This is a genomic window from Bradyrhizobium sp. 139 (genome assembly GCF_023074175.1).
GTDB lineage: Bacteria > Pseudomonadota > Alphaproteobacteria > Rhizobiales > Xanthobacteraceae > Bradyrhizobium.
This window is the reverse complement of record NZ_JADPKS010000045.1, coordinates 11,325-32,116: the sequence shown is the minus strand read 5'-3', so window position 1 is coordinate 32,116 and position 20,792 is coordinate 11,325. Positions and strand designations below refer to the sequence as shown.

23 protein-coding genes are annotated in these 20,792 nt (G+C 64.4%); 3 read left to right on the top strand and 20 right to left on the bottom strand.

Going from position 1 to position 20,792, the window contains the following annotated elements; genetic code table 11:
- Window positions 1–21 precede the first annotated feature (21 nt).
- A complete protein-coding gene (locus IVA80_RS11185; RefSeq protein ID WP_247429149.1) occupies window positions 22–906 on the top strand; it encodes a 4-(cytidine 5'-diphospho)-2-C-methyl-D-erythritol kinase in 885 nt (294 codons plus the stop codon).
- Window positions 907–937: 31 nt separating this feature from the next.
- On the opposite strand, the gene IVA80_RS11180 is transcribed toward IVA80_RS11185, so the two are convergent.
- The 5 genes from IVA80_RS11180 to IVA80_RS11160 all read right to left on the bottom strand — a co-directional run bounded on the left by IVA80_RS11180 (window position 938) and on the right by IVA80_RS11160 (window position 5,594).
- Window positions 938–1,816: an alpha/beta hydrolase gene (locus IVA80_RS11180; RefSeq protein ID WP_247429147.1), complete on the bottom strand. Its 879-nt coding sequence runs from the start codon at window positions 1,814–1,816 to the stop codon at window positions 938–940.
- A complete protein-coding gene (locus IVA80_RS11175; protein WP_247429145.1) occupies window positions 1,809–2,441 on the bottom strand; it encodes a LysE family translocator in 633 nt (210 codons plus the stop codon). Before IVA80_RS11175 ends, IVA80_RS11180 begins: the two co-directional genes overlap by 8 nt.
- A gap of 44 nt (window positions 2,442–2,485) precedes the next feature.
- Window positions 2,486–3,748 (bottom strand): beta-ketoacyl-ACP synthase II, encoded by a 1,263-nt coding sequence (fabF, locus tag IVA80_RS11170; RefSeq protein WP_247429142.1) that lies wholly within the window; start codon window positions 3,746–3,748, stop codon window positions 2,486–2,488.
- A 1-nt stretch (window position 3,749) separates the two neighbouring features.
- Window positions 3,750–4,265, bottom strand: coding sequence for a helix-turn-helix domain-containing protein (locus IVA80_RS11165; protein ID WP_247429140.1), 516 nt, complete (start codon window positions 4,263–4,265; stop codon window positions 3,750–3,752).
- Between the two features lie 321 nt (window positions 4,266–4,586).
- Complete coding sequence (locus tag IVA80_RS11160; protein ID WP_247429138.1) at window positions 4,587–5,594, bottom strand: polyprenyl synthetase family protein; 1,008 nt, start codon at window positions 5,592–5,594, stop codon at window positions 4,587–4,589.
- A gap of 130 nt (window positions 5,595–5,724) precedes the next feature.
- Here IVA80_RS11160 and IVA80_RS11155 point away from each other — a divergent pair, with 130 nt between their 5' ends.
- Window positions 5,725–5,952, top strand: coding sequence for a DUF2007 domain-containing protein (locus IVA80_RS11155; RefSeq protein ID WP_247429136.1), 228 nt, complete (start codon window positions 5,725–5,727; stop codon window positions 5,950–5,952).
- Between the two features lie 38 nt (window positions 5,953–5,990).
- Window positions 5,991–6,755 (top strand): methyltransferase, encoded by a 765-nt coding sequence (locus IVA80_RS11150; RefSeq protein ID WP_247429134.1) that lies wholly within the window; start codon window positions 5,991–5,993, stop codon window positions 6,753–6,755.
- A 196-nt stretch (window positions 6,756–6,951) separates the two neighbouring features.
- Here IVA80_RS11150 and IVA80_RS11145 read toward each other — a convergent pair whose 3' ends face one another.
- The 15 genes from IVA80_RS11145 to IVA80_RS38110 form a co-directional block, all read right to left on the bottom strand.
- Window positions 6,952–8,631, bottom strand: coding sequence for a recombinase family protein (locus tag IVA80_RS11145; RefSeq protein WP_247429132.1), 1,680 nt, complete (start codon window positions 8,629–8,631; stop codon window positions 6,952–6,954).
- 204 nt (window positions 8,632–8,835) lie between these two features.
- Window positions 8,836–9,078, bottom strand: coding sequence for a hypothetical protein (locus tag IVA80_RS11140; RefSeq protein WP_247429130.1), 243 nt, complete (start codon window positions 9,076–9,078; stop codon window positions 8,836–8,838).
- Window positions 9,078–12,041 carry a DUF927 domain-containing protein gene (locus tag IVA80_RS11135; RefSeq protein WP_247429128.1) on the bottom strand — a complete coding sequence of 988 codons (2,964 nt, stop codon included), beginning with the start codon at window positions 12,039–12,041 and terminating at the stop codon, window positions 9,078–9,080. The genes IVA80_RS11140 and IVA80_RS11135 overlap by 1 nt, the downstream gene beginning before the upstream one ends.
- A gap of 75 nt (window positions 12,042–12,116) precedes the next feature.
- Window positions 12,117–13,154 carry a hypothetical protein gene (locus IVA80_RS11130; RefSeq protein WP_247429126.1) on the bottom strand — a complete coding sequence of 346 codons (1,038 nt, stop codon included), beginning with the start codon at window positions 13,152–13,154 and terminating at the stop codon, window positions 12,117–12,119.
- A gap of 26 nt (window positions 13,155–13,180) precedes the next feature.
- Window positions 13,181–13,564, bottom strand: a complete 384-nt coding sequence (locus tag IVA80_RS11125) for a hypothetical protein (protein ID WP_247429124.1) — start codon at window positions 13,562–13,564, stop codon at window positions 13,181–13,183.
- An 18-nt stretch (window positions 13,565–13,582) separates the two neighbouring features.
- Window positions 13,583–15,040, bottom strand: coding sequence for a DEAD/DEAH box helicase (locus IVA80_RS11120; RefSeq protein WP_247429121.1), 1,458 nt, complete (start codon window positions 15,038–15,040; stop codon window positions 13,583–13,585).
- Window positions 14,958–15,458, bottom strand: a complete 501-nt coding sequence (locus tag IVA80_RS11115; RefSeq protein ID WP_247429119.1) for a hypothetical protein — start codon at window positions 15,456–15,458, stop codon at window positions 14,958–14,960. Before IVA80_RS11115 ends, IVA80_RS11120 begins: the two co-directional genes overlap by 83 nt.
- Window positions 15,458–15,835, bottom strand: coding sequence for a hypothetical protein (locus tag IVA80_RS11110; protein ID WP_247429116.1), 378 nt, complete (start codon window positions 15,833–15,835; stop codon window positions 15,458–15,460). The genes IVA80_RS11115 and IVA80_RS11110 overlap by 1 nt, the downstream gene beginning before the upstream one ends.
- Entirely contained in the window at window positions 15,835–16,074 is a 240-nt protein-coding gene (locus IVA80_RS11105) for a hypothetical protein (protein ID WP_247429114.1), read from the bottom strand. The genes IVA80_RS11110 and IVA80_RS11105 overlap by 1 nt, the downstream gene beginning before the upstream one ends.
- Before the next feature lie 4 nt (window positions 16,075–16,078).
- A complete protein-coding gene (locus tag IVA80_RS11100) occupies window positions 16,079–16,792 on the bottom strand; it encodes a PD-(D/E)XK nuclease family protein (RefSeq protein WP_247429111.1) in 714 nt (237 codons plus the stop codon).
- Window positions 16,792–17,166 (bottom strand): hypothetical protein, encoded by a 375-nt coding sequence (locus IVA80_RS11095; RefSeq protein WP_247429109.1) that lies wholly within the window; start codon window positions 17,164–17,166, stop codon window positions 16,792–16,794. Before IVA80_RS11095 ends, IVA80_RS11100 begins: the two co-directional genes overlap by 1 nt.
- Window positions 17,166–17,636, bottom strand: coding sequence for a dCMP deaminase family protein (locus tag IVA80_RS11090; protein ID WP_247429107.1), 471 nt, complete (start codon window positions 17,634–17,636; stop codon window positions 17,166–17,168). Before IVA80_RS11090 ends, IVA80_RS11095 begins: the two co-directional genes overlap by 1 nt.
- A gap of 24 nt (window positions 17,637–17,660) precedes the next feature.
- A complete protein-coding gene (locus IVA80_RS11085; protein ID WP_247429105.1) occupies window positions 17,661–18,122 on the bottom strand; it encodes a hypothetical protein in 462 nt (153 codons plus the stop codon).
- Between the two features lie 288 nt (window positions 18,123–18,410).
- Window positions 18,411–18,836, bottom strand: coding sequence for a hypothetical protein (locus IVA80_RS11080; RefSeq protein WP_247429103.1), 426 nt, complete (start codon window positions 18,834–18,836; stop codon window positions 18,411–18,413).
- Window positions 18,837–18,854: 18 nt separating this feature from the next.
- Entirely contained in the window at window positions 18,855–20,735 is a 1,881-nt protein-coding gene (locus IVA80_RS38110) for a DNA polymerase (protein ID WP_247429100.1), read from the bottom strand.
- Window positions 20,736–20,792: the final 57 nt, after the last annotated feature.

Here is a 20,792-nt window from a genome sequence, read left to right as displayed (position 1 = left end):
GAAGTTGGGGGCGTGTCGCTGATGACGGCGTTGACTGAAGAGGGGCGCGCGAAGGTCAATCTGAGCCTTCGCGTGGTCGGCCGTCGTGCCGACGGCTATCATGATCTCGAAAGCGTGGTCGCGTTTGCCGACTGCGCAGACCGGCTGACGCTGGAGCCGGGCGGCGAGCTGAAGCTCGTTACCACCGGGCCGCTGGCCGCGGCCTGCGGCGATGCCGCGGACAATCTCGTGTTCAAGGCGGCCAAGCTTCTGGTCGAGGCCGTGCCGAATCTGAAGTTGGGAGCCTTCGCGCTCGACAAGGTGCTTCCCGTCGCGGCCGGCATCGGCGGCGGCTCGGCCGATGCCGCGGCGGCGCTGCGGCTGCTCGCGCGTCTCAACAATCTATCGCTCGATGATCCGCGCTTGCAGAAAGTCGCGCTCGCGACCGGCGCCGATGTGCCGGTGTGCCTGGCTTCGCGCGCCTGCGACATGACGGGCGTCGGCGAGCAGCTGCTGCCGCTCGCGCTGCCGAGCATGCCCTGCGTGATGGTCAATCCGCGCGTGCCGGTCGCAACCAAGGACGTATTCCAGTCGCTGGGCCTGCGCAACGGCGAATTGCTGGTTGGCGCCACCTCCGTCCTCGACGCTATCTCCTGGCCGCAGGAAGGCGCGTCGATCGCCGATTGGGTCGACGTTCTCGAAACCGTCGCCAACGACCTCGAGGCGCCTGCACTGCGGATCGAGCCGGTGATCGGCGACGTGCTGGAAGTCTTGCGTGACTCCGCCGGCGTCAAGCTCGCCCGCATGTCCGGCTCCGGCGCAACGTGCTTTGCGATCTTCGGCGAGATCGCTGCTGCCCGCACCGCCGCCGAAAAAATCCGGCGCGATCACCCCGCCTGGTGGGTGCATTCGGGAACGTTGAGCTGAGCCTGCTCGCAATGACGAGGATATAGCTGAGCTAACTCGCGCAGTGCTTGGCCAGCTCGAGAAATTTTCGGATCGCACCTGACACTTCTTGCGGCCGGTCGTGTTGCAGCCAGTGTCCAGCCCCGGCGATGGTCTCGACGCGCGCCTGCTGGAAATAACGCTCCAGGCCTGCGGCCCTCGCGCCAGCCAGAAAGCTTTCACCGGCATTCAGCAGCAGGGTCGGACACGTGATGCGCGACCACAGTGCGACGTGGTCGTCCGGCCAGAGCCGGTGCGGCGCACTGGCGCGCTGGTAGGGATCGAACTTCCAGCTATAGCTGCCGTCCTCGTTTTGCCGCGCGCCGTGCGTGGCGAGGTGCAGCGCGAGGTCGCGGGACAGCCGCCTGTTGTGAAGCACCATCTGCGCCGCAGCGTCCTCAAGGGTCGAATAGCGGCGCGGCGTGCGGTCGTGCAGCTTGTCGAGCTGGCCGACCCATTTGCTGATGCGCTCATGCGCCGGCGGCTTTGGCGTATCCGGCAGCATGGTCACACCATCGAGCACGACCAGCTTCGCGACCAGTTCGGGGAACGATCCTGAAAGGATCAGGCTCACCATGCCGCCCATCGAATGACCGATGAGGGTCACCTGAGGCGCTGCGACGCTGCGGATGAGCTGTGCAAGGTCGTACACATACTCCGTCAGCGCGTAGCTGCCGCCTTTGGTCCAGTCGGAATCGCCATGACCGCGCAGATCGGGCGCGAGCACGTGGAAATGCGGCTGCAGCGAGCGCGCAATGGCGTCCCAGCTCCGGCAATGATCGCGGCCGCCATGAACCAGGATGGCGAAGGGCGCGCCTTCGTTGCCCCAGTCGGCGTAGTGCAGCCGCAGGCCATGCGATTCATAGAAGCGGCTTTGCGGGGCACTATCCATTCGCCGGCCGCCGCGCCAGCGCGAGCGAGAGGCCGAGGCCCGCGATGAAGACGCCGGATCCTTGCGTGAGACGCCGCATCAGATGCGGCCTTCCAATCAGCTGCGTGCGTGTCGCGGAGGCCATCAGCACCACGACGACATCGGCGAGCGTGTTCAAGATCACCGAGATCGTGCCGAGCATCATGAATTGCAGCGTGGGGTTCGATCCCGCGGGATCGAGGAACTGCGGAATGAAGGCGAGGAAGAATGCGGCGGTCTTCGGGTTCAACGCCTCGACCAGCACGCCGTCGCGGAACGCGCGCCTGTCGCCGACGGGCTCGCTCTCCAGCGACAGCGCGCGGCCGGCGCTGCGGAAGGTCTTGATGCCGAGCCAGACCAGATAGAGCGCGCCGACGAATTTTACGGCGGCAAACAGCTCGGCGCTGGCAAGGATGATCGCGGAGATGCCGAGGCTGCCCGCGACGACATGAACAAGCCCGCCCAGCGCTGTGCCCGCAGTTGACGCAAAACCGCTGGCACGCCCTTCGGACAAGGTCCGTGCCGCGACGTAGAAAATGCCGGGGCCGGGAACGGCGGCAATAAGAAGAGCGGCGGCCAGGAACAGCCAGAAATTCGTTTCAATCATCCCATTTTGGTAACGAAACGTGCCGCGATTGCAAGGCCCCTTGTTTAGCCCATCCGGCGGAAGATCACGCTGGCATTCACCCCGCCGAAGCCGAACCCGTTGGAGATCGCGTTGAGCATCGGCATCGGTCGCGCTGCGCCGGAGACGATGTCGATGCCGTCAGCGCCCGGGTCGGGGTTTTCGAGATTGAGCGTCGGCGGCGCGACCTGGTCGCGCAGGGCGAGAACGGTGAAGATCGCCTCGAGGCCGCCGGCGGCGCCGAGCAGATGGCCGGTGGCCGATTTCGTGGCGCTCACCGCGATGTTTCGATTGCGGCCGAACAGTGCGGCAATCGCGCCGAGCTCGCTCTCGTCGCCGGCCGGCGTCGACGTCGCATGCGCGTTCAGGTGCTGCAAATCCGCGGGCGCGAGGTTCGCCTGCCGGAGCGCGATCTCCATGGCGCGGCGGGCGCCGTCGCCATCCGGCGGCCCCGATGTCATGTGATAGGCGTCCGCCGTCGTGCCGTAGCCGACGATCTCCGCGATCAGCGTGGCGCCGCGCGCAAGCGCGTGCTCCAGCTCCTCAATCACCAGGATGCCGGCACCTTCGCCCATGACAAAGCCGTCACGGTCGCGATCGAACGGACGCGAGGCGCGCGCGGGCTCGTCGTTGAATCCGCTCGACAGCGCGCGCGCCGCCGCAAAGCCGCCGAGGCTGACGATATCGATGCAGGCCTCCGCGCCGCCGCAGATCGCGACGTCGATTTCGTCGGCGCGGATCATGCGCGCGGCATCGCCGATCGCCTGGACGCCGGCGGCGCACGCCGTGACCGGTGTGCCCAGTGCTCCCTTGTAGCCGTATCTGATCGAGACGTGGCCCGCGGCGAGATTGGCGAGAAACGAGGGGATGGTGAACGGCGAAAGCCGGCGCGCGCCGCGCTGCTCGGTGATGCGCACTGCCTCCGCCATGGCCGGGAATCCGCCGACGCCGGAGGCAATGATCGTCGCGGTTCGTTCCTGCGCCGCCGCGTCCTGCGGCGTCCATTTGGCCTGCGCGACCGCTTCTGCCGTAGCCAGCAGCGCGAACAGGATGAAGCGGTCCATCTTGCGCTGGTCTTTCGGCGCGGCGGCCTGCGCGGGATCGAAACCTCCGTCCGCATCGTCGGCTTTGTCGGGCACGAGACCGGCGATCCGCGCAGGCAACGCCTGCGACCATTCGGGCAGAGGACGCAGCCCGCTTTGGCCGGCGAGCAGCCGGCGCCACGATATTTCGAAGCCGCAGCCGAGCGGCGACACCGCCCCCATTCCCGTCACGACGATACGACGCATGTCAGTCTCCTGCCGGCGCGACGGCCGGGTTCATGGCCTTGAGCAAAGCGAGCCGCTTGCGCATCCCGCGGCTGGCGCGAGGACCTGCGACGACGACCGCATTGGCGAGGGTGATCGGACGCATGTCGGCGGCATCGACCATGATCGGATCGAACGGACGAACATCGTCGCGGTTCGCCAGCAGGATGGATTCGCCCTTCGGCGCGAGATGCTTGTTGCCCCAGGCCAGCATCGCCACGATCACGGGAAAGAAATCCCGTGCCTTCTCCGTCAGCACATATTCGTACCGCGGCGGTCGCTCATGATAGCGGCGGCGGACGAACATGCCGCTCTCGGTAAGATGGGCAAGGCGCCGCGACAGGATATTCGGCGCAATCCCGAGGCTTTGCGAAAATTCGTCGAACTTTGTTGCGCCCTGGAACGCATCCCGCAGGATCAAGATGCTCCACCATTCGCCGACCGTCTCAACGGCGCGGCCGACCGGGCATTCCAGGATCGAGGGGGATTTGGGTTGCATGGAGCCAAGCTAGGGGTGTTACTTGCAAAATGCAAGTCACTAGCGGGCAGCAGCAGAGCAAGCGTGGAGCGATTGCTTCGCTGCGCTCGCAATGACGACGTTGATGCAGCGAGCTCTTACATATTACCGTCACGCCAAGGTGTGAGGCTAGCGACGCAACAGCGTCGCTCGCCGAGCCTCGAAGGGCGACGGCCCGGCTGCATCTCGGCCGTTTCATCCTTCGAGGCTCCCGGCGCGATGCTGCGCATCGCGCCACTCGCGCCTCAGGATGACGGAGCTAGCGGTGATGCGGAAATCAGAAACGGCGTCAAGCCGTCGCGCTTAATGCGACCGCGCCAGACAGAATGCCACCACCTGCTCCAGCGCGCTCTTCATCGGCGAGGACGGGAACAGCGCCAGCGCGTCGACCGCCATGGCGCCGTAGTGCTGGGCGCGGATGAGCGTGTCCTCGAGCGCGCGGTGTTTGTTCATCAGGCCGAGGGCGTGATCGAGATCGCCGTCGCCGATCTCGCCGCGCTCCAGCGCGCGGATCCAGAAGGCGCGCTCGGTGTCGTTGCCGCGGCGGAAGGCCAGCACGACCGGCAGCGTGATCTTGCCTTCGCGAAAATCGTCGCCGGTGTTCTTGCCGAGCTTGGCGCTCTTGCCGCCATAGTCGAGCACGTCGTCGACGAGCTGGAAGGCGATGCCGAGATTCATGCCGACCGAGCGGCAGGCGGTCTGCTCCGCCTTCGGGCGGTTGGCGATGACGGGGCCGACCTCGCAGGCGGCCGCAAACAACTCGGCGGTCTTGCCGCGGATCACCGCGAGATATTCGTCCTCGGTGGTCGCGGTGTTCTTGGCGGCGGCGAGCTGCATCACCTCGCCCTCGGCGATGGTGGCGGCAGCCGCGGAGAGGATGTCGAGCGCGCGGAGCGAACCGACCTCGACCATCATGCGGAACGCCTGGCCGAGCAGGAAGTCGCCGACCAGCACGCTCGCCTCGTTGCCCCAGAGCATGCGCGCCGACAGCTTGCCGCGGCGCATCTCGCTCTCGTCGACGACGTCGTCATGGAGCAGGGTCGCGGTGTGCATGAACTCGACGGAGGCCGCGAGCTTGATGTGACCGTCGCCGGCGTAGCCGGCGAGGTTGGCCATGGCGAGCGTCAGCATCGGCCGCAGACGCTTGCCGCCGGAGGAGATCAAATGGTTGGCAACCTCCGGGATCATGGTCACGTCCGAACCGGTCCGCGACAAGATCGTGGCGTTGACGCGCTCCATGTCGCCGGCGACAAGGGCAACCAGCTCTTCGATCGACGCGCCGGGAGTTTCGAAAGGTACGATGACGGCCACGCCGGTCTCCAATATTTGCTCCGGAGGAGCTATTCTGATGGAAATACAATAGAAACTGGAGGCGGATGCGGCAAGTGCTGCGGAACCATTAACATTTGCCGCTTAACCCCTTTCAGGCAGGAGACCTGCTTTGCGTGAACTGGTTCGAACCAACGATATCGTGCTGGTGTCGGCGATCGGCGCGCTGCTCGACGGCGCCAACATCCATCATCTTGTGCTGGACCAGAACATGAGCATCATCGAGGGCTCGCTCGGCATTTTGCCGCGGCGGATCCTGGTTCATGAGGACGACGCCCAGGAGGCCCGGCAGCTCCTGACCGAGGCCGGCCTCAGCCATGAACTGCGCGGCAATGATTGAGGCTTGGATGATTGAAATCTTGGAGATTGAAGTCTTGGATGATTGAAGGCTTGGCAGACATTACCGAGGACGCCTTTCTCGGCGGCCGTTTGCGGCTGAGACAGAAGCGGACCGGCCACCGTGCCGGGCATGACGCCATCCTGCTCGCAGCGGCGACGGAAGCGCGGGCGGGCGACCGCGTGGTCGATCTCGGCGCCGGCATCGGCACGGCGGGGCTGGCGCTCGGCCGGCGCGTCGCCGGCATCGGGCTGAGCCTGGTCGAGATCGACCCCGAACTGGCGGAACTCGCGCGCACCAATGCGGCAGCGAATGGAATTGCCGCGGAGACGATCGTGCTCGATGTCACGGCGGATGCGCAGGCGTTTGCGGCAGATGGGCTGTTGCCCGACAGCGTCGACGTTGTGCTGATGAACCCACCCTTCAATGACCCCGCACGCCATCGCGGTTCGCCCGATCAGGCGCGCCACACCGCGCATGTTGCGACGGAGGAGACGCTGAATGCATGGGTGCATGCGGCGCGGCGCATCCTCCGATCGGATGGCGCGCTGACCCTGATCTGGCGCGCAGATGGCATCGCGGAGGTTTTGGCTGCGCTGTCACGCGGCTTCGGCAGCCTGTCGATCCTGCCGATTCACGGCGAGGCGGGACGGCCCGCGATCCGCGTACTGGTGCGCGCAGTCAAAGGCGGCCGGGCTCCGACGCGACTGCTGCCGGGTCTCATGCTGAACGCGTCACGCGTGACTGAAAATCAGGTGACGGATATTCTGGAGGGGAGAGCGGTCTTGCCGCTGGCGGAGCCGTGACGGCTTACTGCGGAAGGGATTCCGACTGCTGCTCTTGCGGAGTCGTCAGGCGGATCGCCATGAACAGCGCACCGATCAGCAGCATCAGCAGATAGATTTTCATGTTGTTCTCCGCTGCCTCATTGCAACTTCCCAACGGGAAATCTGCAAAACACGTTCCGGGCACTTCCAATGACAGTCGCGTGATAAGAAATAGTTAATCAGAGGTAACGGCATGGCCTGTACCGAACAACGGGTTAACCCCTTCTTCTGCAACGATTTTATCGTGAGAACGCTGGGCCGGAAAAAGGTTCAGATTGCCGATCGCTGAGACTCGGCAGTACAGGCTCAGGTCGTAGGGCGCCTTCTTTGGCGTCGGATGGACCAAGACACAGTCGATGAGGTTGCCCATCGCCAGCCGGCAGTGCGGGTCGTCGGGGTTACGTTTGAGCAAAGCGATCAGGGTCTCGATGCTCTTGCCAAATTCGGCCATGCATGCGGACGGAAAGCCGGTGACGTTGTTGGCGTCGCCGAGGAGACGCTGCCGCTCCTTCAGGGCAACCCGCTCGGCCTCCTTCGCTTTGATCTTCTCCTTGAGCTCCGGTACCGGCAGGTCGCCTTCGGTGAGGACATCGACCAGTCGGGCAATCTGCACGTTGAGCCGATCGATCTGACGCTGCACCGCTTGCCGCTCGGCCCCTTCCTCGCGCTCGGCCTTCGCAAGTTCGAGGGCGCGGGCTTTCATCCGCGCCTTCAGGAACTCCGGATTGGTGAGCTCCTGGTCCACCTTGTCGATCACTTCCGACGTGATGGTGCCGAGATCGTACAGTTTGGTGTGGTCGCAAGTGCCGCGGTATCTGGCATTCGAGCAGCCGATCTGACCACCCCGCGCAGAGGACACAATCGTCATCCCGCCGCTGCATGTGGCGCACTTGACGATTCCGGAGAGCAGTTGTGGTTTACGGCCGAGTACCGGCTTGACCACTCCGCTGGGGTTCATTTGCACTCGGCGCTGGCGACGGACGGCATGGGCCGCGTTCCATAGTCCCTCGTCGATGATCCTCAGATGCGGGGCTTCGACCACGATCACGTCGTCGGGGTCCGCCAGCCGTCTCAGCCTCTTTCCGGTGTCCGGGTTCTTGAGGCTCTTGGCGCGGTTGCGCACGACCTTACCGCGGTAAATTTCGCGGTGAAGAAGCCCCGCCCCGGTTGCCGCCTTATCAGAGCCAAGGATGCCTTGGTAGTTCCACACCGCTTTTCCGCTGGGGGAGGGAATGCCGTCCCGACGCAGGGCGGCGACGATCTTGCGCGGCGATGCGCCGCTGGCGTACTCAGCGAAGATGCGGCGGATGACGGCGGCTTCAGTCTCGTTGATGGTACGCTCGCCCGGCTTGCCCGGCACCAAGTCGTACCCATAGCAGTGGCTGCCTGCGACCTTACCTTCGCGGGTAATGCCGTCATGACCGCGCTTCACCCGCACCGCCAGCTTGCGAATGAAGTCCTCGTTGCTGTGCCCGTCGAACGTCAGCTGCATATCGCTGACTTCACCGGCCGGCGTAAACAGGATGATGTTGTGGAAGTTGAACCGCTTGGCGAGCCAGAATAGATCGGCGCGGTCACGCGAGAGCCGGTCGGTCGCCTCGACAAGAATGGTTTCGAACTCACGACGCGCTGCTGCGCCCATGAGCTCGCGCGTCAGACCGGGGCGATCGAACAGGGAAGAGGCTGAAACACCGCGATCGGCGTAATAATGCCGCCTGTCCGCCTGTAGCCCGAACCGCTTAGCGGTTCTTTCGAGCTCGGCGAACTGATCCTCGATAGAGCGATCCTTCTGCAGATCGCTGGAGAAACGCGCATAGAGCGCAACCCTCTTATTGTGGTGGACACTGTGGAGCATTGTCGTTGTCGCCTCCGTGACTCTGCAGCCTAATCTGCTCGCGCGCTTCAAGACGTCCGATCGCCTCAGCGAACTCCACCCAAGCGTTCTTGTGGTTTGGGTGGCTCATGCTCCGAGGGTCGGAGGGGTCAAGCGCGCGAATTACCGCTTTTCGTTTTGTACGAATCATTACTTAAGCAGCCCCTAAACAACTTGCAAGCGAGGTCATTCCACCCTCCAAACACGGATGCCCTTGCTCGATGCCTTGGTGCGCCAGCGCGTCTCCGGGGCGTTGCGCTTGCGATAGCTCTTCACAGCCCACCGCACGCGCTGGCCGGTGGCAGTGAGCTCGGCACCTTCACAGGGTACCAGGAAGCTCTCGCCGACCTGCAGGCGCTCGAACCCATAGACGTGGTTGTTGCGCGCCGCCGGCGGCGGTACGTCGGTCTCGATGGCGAACATGCTCATCACGCCTCGTCCAGGAAGTTGACGTGCGGTGAGCCGGCGAGGTCGATCTCCATCAGGTATTCGAGCGCGCCGGAGTATTGGGTGCCGGACGCGATGCGCGCCTTGGTGGTCTTGGCACCGAACTCCTTCTCCAAGGCATCGGTCATGACGCTGGTGGAATACTCGTGGTCCTTGAACCACTGGTTCAGGGTGTATTTGGAGATGCGCAGCTTCTTGTCGTCGACCCCGACATGGACATGGATCGCCTCCAGCCGCTCGGGGTGAGCGGTGAGGATCTTGATCGTTCCGGCCGGCGGACGCCCAAGGCCGGTATGGATGCGGTTGGTCTGGATCGTGTGGCGCGCCCGGTGCTGGTTCAGGAACTGCGCCAGCACGTTCGAGATGTTCAGCTTGTCGCTCATGTCGACCGGCGCCGCGGCCTTCTTGGACCGCATCCCCTGCAACACAGTCACCAAGAAACCCTTCAACCCTTTCAGGTTGATCTCGGTGTATCCCTGCGCGTTGGCGTACTCGGCGCCCTTCAGAAGCGCCGCCAGCATCCCACGCCAGAACCGCTCCTCGTTCTCCATCCCGAGCTCGACGCGGAGATCTTCGTTGGCCTGAAACACCTCCTGTTCGATGGTTTTATGGTTACTTCCGAGGTAACGGGCGTATTCGAGGCCGATCTGGGCATAGTGGTCATCGAGCTTGCCGACGATGCGGTCGGCAACCGCCGAGGAGATCTGGCCCTTGCCCGTGGTGTTGGGCGCTACCTCGAACTCGAACACGCGATACATGCCGGCCAGCGTCTGCTTCGAGTGGGCGAGGACGTGATCCATGATGCTGTCGTTCGAGGCGGAGACCATCATGGTCTGCCAGCTACCGGACTCGCGCAGCGTGGCGGACTGCGTCATGCGGTCCTTCTCGCGGCCCTGCGTCAGCTGGAACACCATCTTGACGAACTTCCGCGCCTGATCGTCGCCCTTGAGCTCGTCCCAATAGAGCGGCAGGCAGCGCAGCTGGCTGACCTTGCCGAACACCGCGTTCTGGGTGTCGTCGAGACCGGCCATTGCGCGGCGGGGGTCGCCCCAGACCGACTGAGCAACGCGCATCGCGGTGGTCTTGCCGATGCCGGACGCGGTCGAGTAGGTCGAGAGCAGGATGCCCGGCTGGTTGGTGAAGCGGATCAGCGGGCCGGCGAAGGCCGAGGCGAGGATCGCGTTGAGCTCGGGCCGGTCCTGGTCGGTGATCATCTTGGCGGCGTCGATCCATTCCTGACGGTTGCCGGTCGGGCGGTAGCGGCGCGCCAGAAGCGGATCAGGGTTGGCGGCATTGCGATCGCCGGTCGGCGTCCACAGGCTGCCGCCATAGACGAAGCCTTCGAGATTGCCCTTGTTGTCGACGCTCCAGCCGAACGGCGCCGAGGACACCACGGCGGCCTTGATCTTCTGCAGCTTCTCGATCCAGCTCACGACAAAATCCCTCAGTGCTTTGGTTTCATTCTCGGTGGTGACGACACCCTGCTGCCACAGGGTGCGGTTGAAGCCGTCCTTGGCGGCGACTTCCTTGGTCGGCAGCGAGATCTGTTGCGTGCGGCCGAGCTCGGTTTCGGTGTGGAAATTCAGCGTGTAGAGCGGCGAAGGCTGGATGCTCGGGTCGAACAGCGGGTAGCGGCAAATGACCTCGTCATAGGAGCTGCCGGTGGTGGCATCGATCATGATCTTGGCGATGCGGTTGTCGGGCATGCGCTTGTAGCCGGGTGGCATGTCCCAGTTGGGCGGCAGTGGGGCGCCCGGTGTGCTTGGTGCGCCCGCTGCGGGCGGCGGCGGAGGCGCAGGCGGGGCCGCGCCATAGTTGAGCGGCGACTTGCCGGCGGCGAAATGCGGGCAGCTCTGGCAGCTGGTGCAGCCCGACGCCGAGATGGTGCGGCAGGACGGCCAGCCGAGGCCCTTGGCGGCCTTCTCGCGCTCCTTGCGGTCATAGAGCTCGTCGGTCGACGGCGCCGAATAGCCGGGGTGCTCCCTCGCCATCACATGCGCCGCGACGCGGCTCTGCTTGGTGAAGGTCGCGATCAGCGTGGTGAGATTCCACAGCGGGTTGGTGTAGGCGGCGCCGCCCGTGAACACGGCCTCTTTGATGAAGCCGCATGCCTTGGCGAGCTGCTTCAGGTCGGCGGGCGCGGCGTTGCCCATGTCGACGCCGGCCGCGAGATCGCTGACGCCCGTGAGAGGTACCCGCGGAGGTAACGCCGGGGCCGGTGCCGCCTTGACGAACGGCGCTAACGCCAGTGCCAGACGATCAACCGAGTAATCCAAGCCAGTGCGACCCCCTGCAAGGGTAACTGGCCGAGCCACGTCCAGCTTGCGATTAAAAGTTCCAGGCACGCGAAGGATGCGAGCGGCATCAATGGTGCAAGCGGTGTCGCATTTAAGGTCATGAACCTTGGTTGCCTCGGCGAGAGCGTTCGCCAGAGGCTGCCATTCGGCGACGGTGAGTGCGCGGTCGAACGTCCAGTAGACATGCAAGCCGCCGCCTGACGTGACGATGGCGCTGGGCTTCGGCATGCTCGCTGCGGCCACGAACGCTTCGAGGGCGGTAACGGCCTCCGGCAATGACGCGTAACTGTTCTTGTCCGCGCCTTTGGCATCGAGATCGAGGAAGATGCTCTTGAGGGCAACGGCATTGGGCTGCGAGCGAACAGGAGCGAAATACTCCCGGCCGCTGGTTTTGGCCTTCTTGGCGAGCGCCTCGCGCTGCGTGGACAGGCAGACATAGATGTCCTTGGTTTCGGGAAGGGACAGCGCCCACTTCACCGTGCTGACGGCTTCCGCGACCGAACGCACGGCGCGCCCGGTATAGATCGGCTTGCCGGTCTTTTCGCTGAGTTTGTCGATGGACCAATGCAGATTGACATAGGCCGGCGCGTCGCCGTCCTGCGGCCAAGCGAGCACCTTGGCGAAGTATTCCTGGGCGTGTTCTGGCATGACCTTACTTTGGGAGGTAAGCGGGGGTGGGGCGGGGGTCGTAACCCCCGCCGGCAAAACATTCGTCAGGCTGGTTTAGCTGCCGAGCAGCTTGTCGAGCTCGGCATCGAGGTTGGCCTCGAAATCGCCGCTCGGGGCGACCGGCGCCGTCGTCACCTGCTGAACCGGCTGCACGGTCTGCTGGACAACCTGCTGCACCACCTTGGGCTCGGCGCCGCCGAACGCCGGCTGCACGGTCTGGACAACCTGCTGCACCGGCTGCTGCTGCACCGGCGGCTGCTGCTGCACCACCTGCTGCTGCACGATCTGCGGCGCGGCCACCGGAGTGATCGGCGGCTGCTCGAACGCCGACGCGATCGCCGCAGCCTGCTGCACCGGACCGGCGGGCGCCGCCATCTCCGAACCCTCGGCCAGGATGGTGGTGACCTGCCGGCTGTCACGCAGCTCCAGCACGAGATCCGCCTCGGCGTCGGTGAGCGGGCGGATCGCGCTGAACACGAACTTCGGATACGCCTCGGTGGGATCGAACGCGATGCGGGTGGCGATGGCGAAATACTGGTAGCCCAGCGCGCCCATCTTCTCGCCATAAGCGGCAAGGTCCCGCAGCGATGCCGCCGGCACGCGAAGCAGGAGCGGGCCGCCGAACGCCTCGTTCTTGATGTCCTCGGCCGGCGCCACGGCCAGACGCTTGGAGTCCGAGCACGCCTTGCCCTGCTTACCTGCCGGGGTAATGCGGCTGCCCCACTGGTTCATCGGGCAGGTGGCGCAGGCATTGCCCTGCTTCTTCTTCGACGCCGGGTCGGGGGTGACGCCGTTGGCGGAGAAACAGTCCGGCGCCGCGGCGGAGCCCTCGACATAACCGTTCTCGTACCAGATCTTGGAGACGTGGCCCGACGCCTTGAGCACCACGACCTCGATCGAATTGCGCGGGCCGTCGCCATCTTGGCGCATCAGCGGGGTTTCCTGGCCGCCCTTGCGCAAGCTCCAGACCTTGCCCTTGTAGCCCATGATGCCGAAGCCGGCCTGCACGCCAGCGGAGAGATCGTCGGTGACCGCGACACCCTGAAAGCGGGTCGACACCGGGCCGAAGTTCTGGGGGACGAGAGCGTTCATTTCCTGTGTTCCTTTTCGAGTTGGGGTTATGCGCGCCGGACGCCGGCAACGTATGTGCTTGACCAATTCACGCCGGGAGGCGGCGAGTTGTTCTGGTTGATGAAGTCTTCCACTGCCGAGACGTTGGCCTTGCGGTCAATCAGGTCCCAGGCGTTGTTCTGGATGACGTAGTCCATGAACGCTTGAGCATCTTGCAGCGAGGCCGACTTCTTCTCGGTGCGGTAGACGGTGCCGGTGTCGGTGGCGACGCTGTTGCCGTTCACGCTGTTGAGATGCGCCAGTAAAAGCGCGTTGAGTTGCTCAAGGGTCTCATTGTAGGGCTTCATCGCTTTTTTATGCTCGTCGTTCTTCGCCTTGATCAGGTCGCGCAGCTTGACGAACTGTTCGACGCGCTTTGCGATGTCGGCCATGTCGGTTACCTCCGTGGGTTACGCCGCTTCCGCGGTGATGTCGGTGTGCTCCTCGAACAGCCGCAGGAGCTTGTTCTGGACCAGCTGCTTGGTCTGCAGCATCCGGTAGATCTTCTTCTCCACCGGGGTCGACTGCAGGTGCAGGAACAGCTGCTTGAACTTCTGGCCGACGCGCCGGATGCGGTGGTTGGCCTGATCGTAGATCTCCAGCGACGTGACCGGCGCGAACCAGATGATGGTGGCCGCCGCCGTCAGCGTGATGCCGTGCGCCAGACATTGCGGGTGCGCGGCGAGGACGCGGTATTTCGTGGTGTTCTGGAAGATGTTGAAGATCTGCGCGCGGTCGCTCGCCGCAGTGTCGCCGTCGACCGTGGCGTGGTCGATGCCTTCCGCCTTCAACGCCTCGGAGATGCCGGCCAGTGCGTGCTTGAACGGCACGAACACCAGCACCTTGCGGTCGGTGGCGTTGATCGCGTCGACCAGCGCCTCGATCCGCTTGTTGTTATCCAGCGCCACGACCTTGCGGTCCCTGTCGTAGACCCAGCCGGTCGAGACCTGGAGCAGCTTCTGCATCACGGCGCCAGCGTTCGCCGCCGTGATCTCATGGCTGGACACCGCGGCATAACACTGGTCGACCAGCGCCTTGTAAATCCGCTGTTGCTTGGCGCCCATCTCAACGTCAACGAAGCGCTCGACCGCGTCGGGCAGCTCCACCACATCGTCGAGCGTGAAACGAACCGCCGGTTGAAGGGTGTTATAGGCGCGCTCGACCGCGTCCGCCTTCGGTACCCATTTGAAGGCCGTGGCCTTGGTCATGAGCTCGTCGCGGTAGCGGCCGAAATAGTTCGGCACGCGGGTCGGGGTCACCAGCCTTGCCTGCGCCCAGGCGTCGGTCGGCGAGGTCGGGATCGGCGAGCCGGTCATGCCCCAGACCCAGACGTCGGAGCGGCTCGTCAGCTTCAGCATGCTCTTGGTGCGGTTCGATCCGCCGTTGCGGAACACCGCGAGCTCGTCGATGCAGATGACGTTGATGTCGGTCCGCGCCAACAGCTCATCCAGGATGACGGTGTGGCCGTCGTGGTTGATGATGAAGATGTCGACGTCGGGATCGGCCAGCTTCGCCAGCCGCTGCTTCTTGGTGCCGTGGAGCACGGCGCATTTGCGGTGCGGCAGGGTGTTGAAGATCTCGCGTGCCCAGGTGAAGGTCAGGGTCGAGAGCGGGGCCGAGACGATCATCTTGCCGCAGACGTTGTTACTTCGGAGGTAATCGAACGCCCACAGCGCCGACTTGGTCTTGCCGGTGCCCATGCCGTTGAGCACATAGGCGCGCTGCTCCAGCGTCAACAGCGCCGCGGTCGACTTCTGGGAGTTGAAGGGTTTGCCGCCGCACCAGTCATAGTGCGTCAGGATCGGTGCCGGTACCTCGAAGCCGAGCCGGCGCAGCAGGAAGGTCTCGGTCGGCTGATGCGGCAGCAACAGGTGCGGCGCGCCTGCGAACTCGATTCGCCGGGCCGCGGGGAAAAGATTGAAGACGTTGTCCGCGAACGGCACCGCCACCATCTTGTGTTTGGTGCTGACCTGAACTTGCATCTGACTTCACCTGCTCAAGGAACGCGACAAGCTCGCCGCAGCCATCGACGCTGTCGATGACGAAAACCACACCGCCGGCAGTCTCAATCTGCCGGATGATTTGTTGCTGTCGGCGCGTCGGCTTCTGGCCGGGCGCCTTGGCCTCGATCGCCACGAACAATCCGTAGTGGCAGATCAAATAATCGAGGCTCGACTGGCCGTAGCCATAGGGCACCGGCATGTAGCGGTAACTCGCGAGGTAATCGCCGAGCACCTTGTTGACCGCGGCCTTGACCTTGCCCTCGGGGGTGTTGCCCTTCGCCATCAGGTCACCAACGCCACTTCGGCGATCAGCTCGTCGCTCGGGAAGCGCAGCACCTCGTCCTCCCAGATCCGCTTCTTGCCGTCGGCACAGTTGACCTCGATCTGGACGATCCACTTGCTCGCGGGCTCGCTGAAGATGGTCCGCACCGGGCCGAAATGGCCCGCGCCGAACCGGCGACAGAGCTCGTGGCGGCCGGCCTCGGCGACGGAGCCGCGCAGCTGATCGACCAGCGACTTGCGTCCGGCCTCGCGCTCCCAGCGCGTCTTGAGCGGCAGCGACGGATCGTCCTCGACCTTCATGGCGGCTTCCAGCGTCATGACGCGGAGGCGGAGCTCCTCGACCGCCTGCGAGGGATGTGGTGATTGAATGTTCTTCATCACGCCACCAGCATCGCTTGCGCGATCATCAGCTCGCTCGGGAAGATGCCGAGCGGTTCGGTGCCGAGATCCAGCGGCGGGCGGGCCTCGCGCAGGAACTGCACGCGAACCAGCCACTTGCCGACGCCGGCATCGTAGAGCGAGGTTACCTTGAGGGGTACATCGTCCGGCAGGTGTTGGCGCAGCTCCAGCTCACCGAACACGGTGGCCGATTGCGGGGTGATCAGGTCGAAGTCCACAGGCTCACCAGTTGCTCGATCCATAATGCGGGCAGGCGGCAACGGGGCAGTAGCGCCGGCAGAGCGCTCCGGCCTTGGGCGGGTAGAGCGTGTTTTCATGGGCATGCTTGAGGGCCTCGATGCGCGGCCAGAGATGCTTCCACATCGCCGGCATGTCATTGCGGTGGTAATCTTCCTTGGTCTCGCAATCGTCCTTGAGCCAGACGAACAGGCTGCGGACCTTGAGCACCTCGGGATAGTGGGCGAACACGCAGGACGCCATCAGCGCCAGCTGCTGCGAATCCTCCAGCACCTTGCCGGTCTTCCAGTCGACGATCAGGGCGACCGGGCCGACGATCTTGAGGACGTCGCCGATGCCGCGATACCACGGCAGTCCCTTGCCGGCGCGCCGGGCCTCGCTCTCGAACCAAGCGGTCGGCGCGAAATTGGCGTCGATCGCGAGCTGCTGCTCGACCAGCACCTGGACGCCGGGATTGCCCTGTCCGGCCGAGACCTTCTGCACCCACTTCTCGAACTTCTCGGTGCCGGCGGCGAGCGGCGTGCCCTTGCCGATGCGGTCGGCGAGGCGCTTGTGCACCTCGTTACCCCAGAGCAGGGCCTCGCCTTGCTCCTCCTTGACGTCCTTGTTGATGTCGACATGCCAGTGCCGCTTCGGGCAGGACTCGTAGTTCTTGAGCCGGGAGTAGCTCCACGCGAATGGTTTGACGTAAGCGTTCATCACTTATCTCCCAGCAGGCGCAGCTGCGACACCAGCGTGTCGCTCGGGAACAGGCCGGCATCGTCCTCGACCACCAGCGCCTTGCCGTTATGAATGACGAAGACGGCGACCGCCTCGTCGTTGAGCTTGCTGCAGAAGCATTTGGCGAGCGGGCATTTGGGGACGCTGATGTCCCAGCCCATGCGCGAGTACAGCATGTCCTTCAGATGCGCGTCGGTGGACTTGATGTCGGGGACGTTGGTCGTCGTCGCCATCTGGAAGGTGTTCGCCGTCAGATAGTCGCGCGGCATCCTCAGACCGTCCCGGATCGGGTCGTAGCCGCGGTCCTCTTTCATCATCTGCTCGAACATGCGCGCGGTCAGCGACGATGCCATCACTTACCCTCCGGGGTAACGAGCTCGGGGGTAACGAGCTCGACCTCGACATCGCTCTCGTCGAACATGCGGCGGGCCGAGTCGAAGTCGCACAGCCAGGATGCGTGCGCAGGCTTGGCGAGCTCGGCGACGACGCGCTTGATGCCCGACTGGATGATGGCGCCGGCACAGCCCGCGCAGGGATGCAGCGGGGTGACGAACAGCGTGCAGCCCTGCAGCGGCTCGCGGGCGGTGAGGATCGCGTTGAGCTCGGCATGCACCGTGCGCCGGATCTTCTCGGGCCGGTCGGCGAGATAGTCCTCGCGGTCGAAGGTGCCACGCGGAAAGCCGTTATAGCCCACCGCGACCACGGTGCGGTCAGGCCGCACAATCACGGCGCCGACTTTGGTTGAGGGGTCCTTGCTCCACGCGCCGACGTTGCGCGCGAGGGCAAGGAAGCGCGTGCGCCAGAGCGGCGTCAGCCTGTCCATATGCTTGATCTCGGTAAGGGGGTGTTAGGCGCTGGCAGCGCGCGGGAGTTCGGCGACGGCGTCGGGCGCAGCGGGCTGCGGCGCGGCGGTGGTGTTGTCGACGACGACATGCGGAGGCACGGGCGCGCCGGCCAGCTGCTCGCGGATCATGTCGCGGATCTTCATCTTGGCCTCGTCGTCGAGCCAGTAACCGACATTGCGCCGCGACTGCACCGTGATGCCGTAGGGCAGCATGTGCTTGCGCAGACGGTGGATCGCCACCTTGGCGTCGTGCGCGATCTCCAGGCGCTGCCGCACCATTTCGGGCGTCACCGCCGGCACGTTCAAAAGCAGGCCGAGCACGTTATTCAGGACCGGCGTGAGCCGGAAGGTTGCCACCAGACTCTCGTCGCGCAGCCCCAGCACGAGTTCCAGATCGCGGACGCGGGTCCGCAGGTGGGCGGTCTCTTCGCTGTCCGAAGGCAGCGTATTGGTCGTCGGTCTCATGGTGATGCAGTTCCCCAATTCCAATTCCAACTTCTGCCCCAAACACGCAACAATTACGAAACCTAGATGAGTCAATCTAGGGATGAAGTCAACAGGGGTTGACTGAAAATTCCCTATATATTTCAAAGGTTTCACCAAGGTTTCCGGAGCGTGTCCTGAAGGTTAACAAGTCGGGAAGTTTGACCATTTGGGGGCATCTATTCGCAATGTTGCCATCGTCCATTTTGGACTTGTGAGGGCTTCATGGTGTCCGTTTTGGACGTATCCCGTAGCTCCACGGTTCGAGGGTTATTTGGGGGTTTCTTTGGGGGCGAGCAGGTCTTCGAGGTCGCCATACGCCTCGGCGAGGACGCGGCGGTAGCCGTTGATTCGTTCCGGCTTGGCGTCCTGCCACTTCATCAGCGCCAGCTTGTAGGGGCGGTCGCGACCGTGACCGGGGACTTCGGCGATGGTGCCGATCTCGGTGAGGCGCTTGAGCTTGCGCATCACGGTGGTGCGCGGGATGTCGGTGTAGTGCCCGATCTTGGTCGCACCCATCGGCTTGCCCTCGATGTGGCCGACACCGACGGCGCAGGCGACGACGACGGTGGTGATGTCATCCCAGTCCTTGTCGTCGCGCCCGTTGTAGACGCTTTCGCGGAGCTCGCGTGAGAGCTCCACGAACAGCTTGAACACGGCCCGCCGTTCCTTGCGCATGGCGACGGCCTTGGGCATGGCGTTTACCCCTCGGGGTTATTTGGCGTCGCCGTAGGACAGGCCCACTCCCACCTCGGCTGCGAGCGGGAGCTCGGGCGCCCATGCGGGCCGCCGGCACATTTCCTCCATGACGATCTGCCGCACCGTCTCCACCAGATGGTTCGGGACGATGTAGACCAACTCGTCGTGCACCTGCATTGCCAACGCGATGCGGCGCTGAATCCGCACCGCGGCGTCCATTACCGCGATGCGGGCCAGTGCCTGCACGATGTTCTCCAGCAGCTTGCCGCCGTAGAGTTTCTGGAACTCCCTGCCGTAGGAAAACACCCACTGCATGCCGCGCTCGCCGGTCTCCTGATGGAGATCGTCGTAGTACAGCTTCAGGCCGCTCGGCAGGGACACGGCTCCTTTCTCGAACACACAAGGGCCGAGCGAATAGCTGCCACCATTTCCCGCGAGCACGGGAATGCCCAACGTCTGGAGCTGGCTCCACGTTCCGGAAATTTTGCTGTACTTGCGGCGATACAGCTGGACGATCCGGATCGCCTCTTCGAGCGGCATTGGAATCTCGGTGCCGAGCTGCAGCACCGACTGCACCTCGATGGTGTTGGCAAACTTCTCGCCGCCGACCTGGAAACCAAGGCCGAGGATCGAGGTCTTGCCCATGAAGCGCTCTTTGGGGTGGGTTTTCTTACCCACGGGGTAACCGAAGATCTCGCTGGCGAAGGACGAGTAGACGTCCTCGCCGTCGGCGAACGCCTGCACGAGGTCGTCCTGGCCGCACAGCCATGCCGTGATGCGGGCTTCGATCTGCGCGGAGTCGATGGTCAGCACGGTGTGACCGGGCGGGGCGATGAGTGCGCGGCGCAGGTTGCCGCCCCGCGGCAGGTTCTGCAGGTTCAGCTTCCACTCGCCGCCGAGCCGGTGGGTGTGGGCGCGGCCATAGCCGAGCGGGATCGGCATCAGGCCCTGCTCGTTACCCGGCCAGGTAAGCTGCGAGATCTTGAGCAGGCGCTCGCAGCGGGATTCCTCCAGCGTGCTCTTGTGGCCGGCGCGCGCCGCCACCAGGATCTGCACCGCCGGGTTGGGATGCTCTTCGAGCTCGATGAACGCCTTGTCGGTCTTGGCGAAGGCGTAGGTCGTCAGGCCGGTGCGCGGCGAGACCTTGGTGGGCGGCTCGCAGCCGTGCCCGCGCAGAAGGGCAGCGAACTTGTCGTTTGACATCAGGTCGCTCTTGCCGGCGTCGGCGCCGATCAGCATGGCTTGCGCCAGCAGCATTTCCTTCTTGGCGCGGACTTCGCCGAGATGCTGGCACAGCAGGTTCTGGTCGAGCCGGAAGCGCGGCTGGATGGCGCAGCGCAGCACCATGTCGAGCACGAACAGCTCGCTCATCGGGAACTTGCCGCTGCGCACCAGCAGGTCATAGGCGCCCGCGCAAATGTCGGCGTCGCCCATCGAGTAGTTGGCGTAAGCCTGCCAGAGCCCCGCGGCCTTGATCGCCTCGCGGTTCATGCCGATGACGTTGTGGACGGTGTCGCCCTTGGCCTGCAGCTGCAGATGCCGCGCGACTTCCTTCAGCGCCAGTGACCTCATGCGGTAACCCAGCATGGCGCGGGCAACGCCGAGCATGTCGACCATCAGCTTCGGCACCACGCCGTAGCGCCACGCCAGGATGCACATGTCGAACAGCGCGTTGTACGAGATCACGACGCACTGATCGAGCTTGGCGTCCTTGACCCAATCGCCGAAATCGGCGCCGTCGACGTAATAGGTCGGCTGATTGCTCGGCCAGCCTTCCTTGACGGCGCAGAGGATGTTTTCGAAACGCGGATCGAGAATGTATTCGACCGGCGTCATTTTGCGGAGCGAGTACTCCTTGTCGTAGTAGGTTTCGAAATCGAGGATGACTGTCCGCACGTTGATTGTCCCATTGACACGAGATTCGGGGCCGCCCATATAGGGCGGGCGTTCACA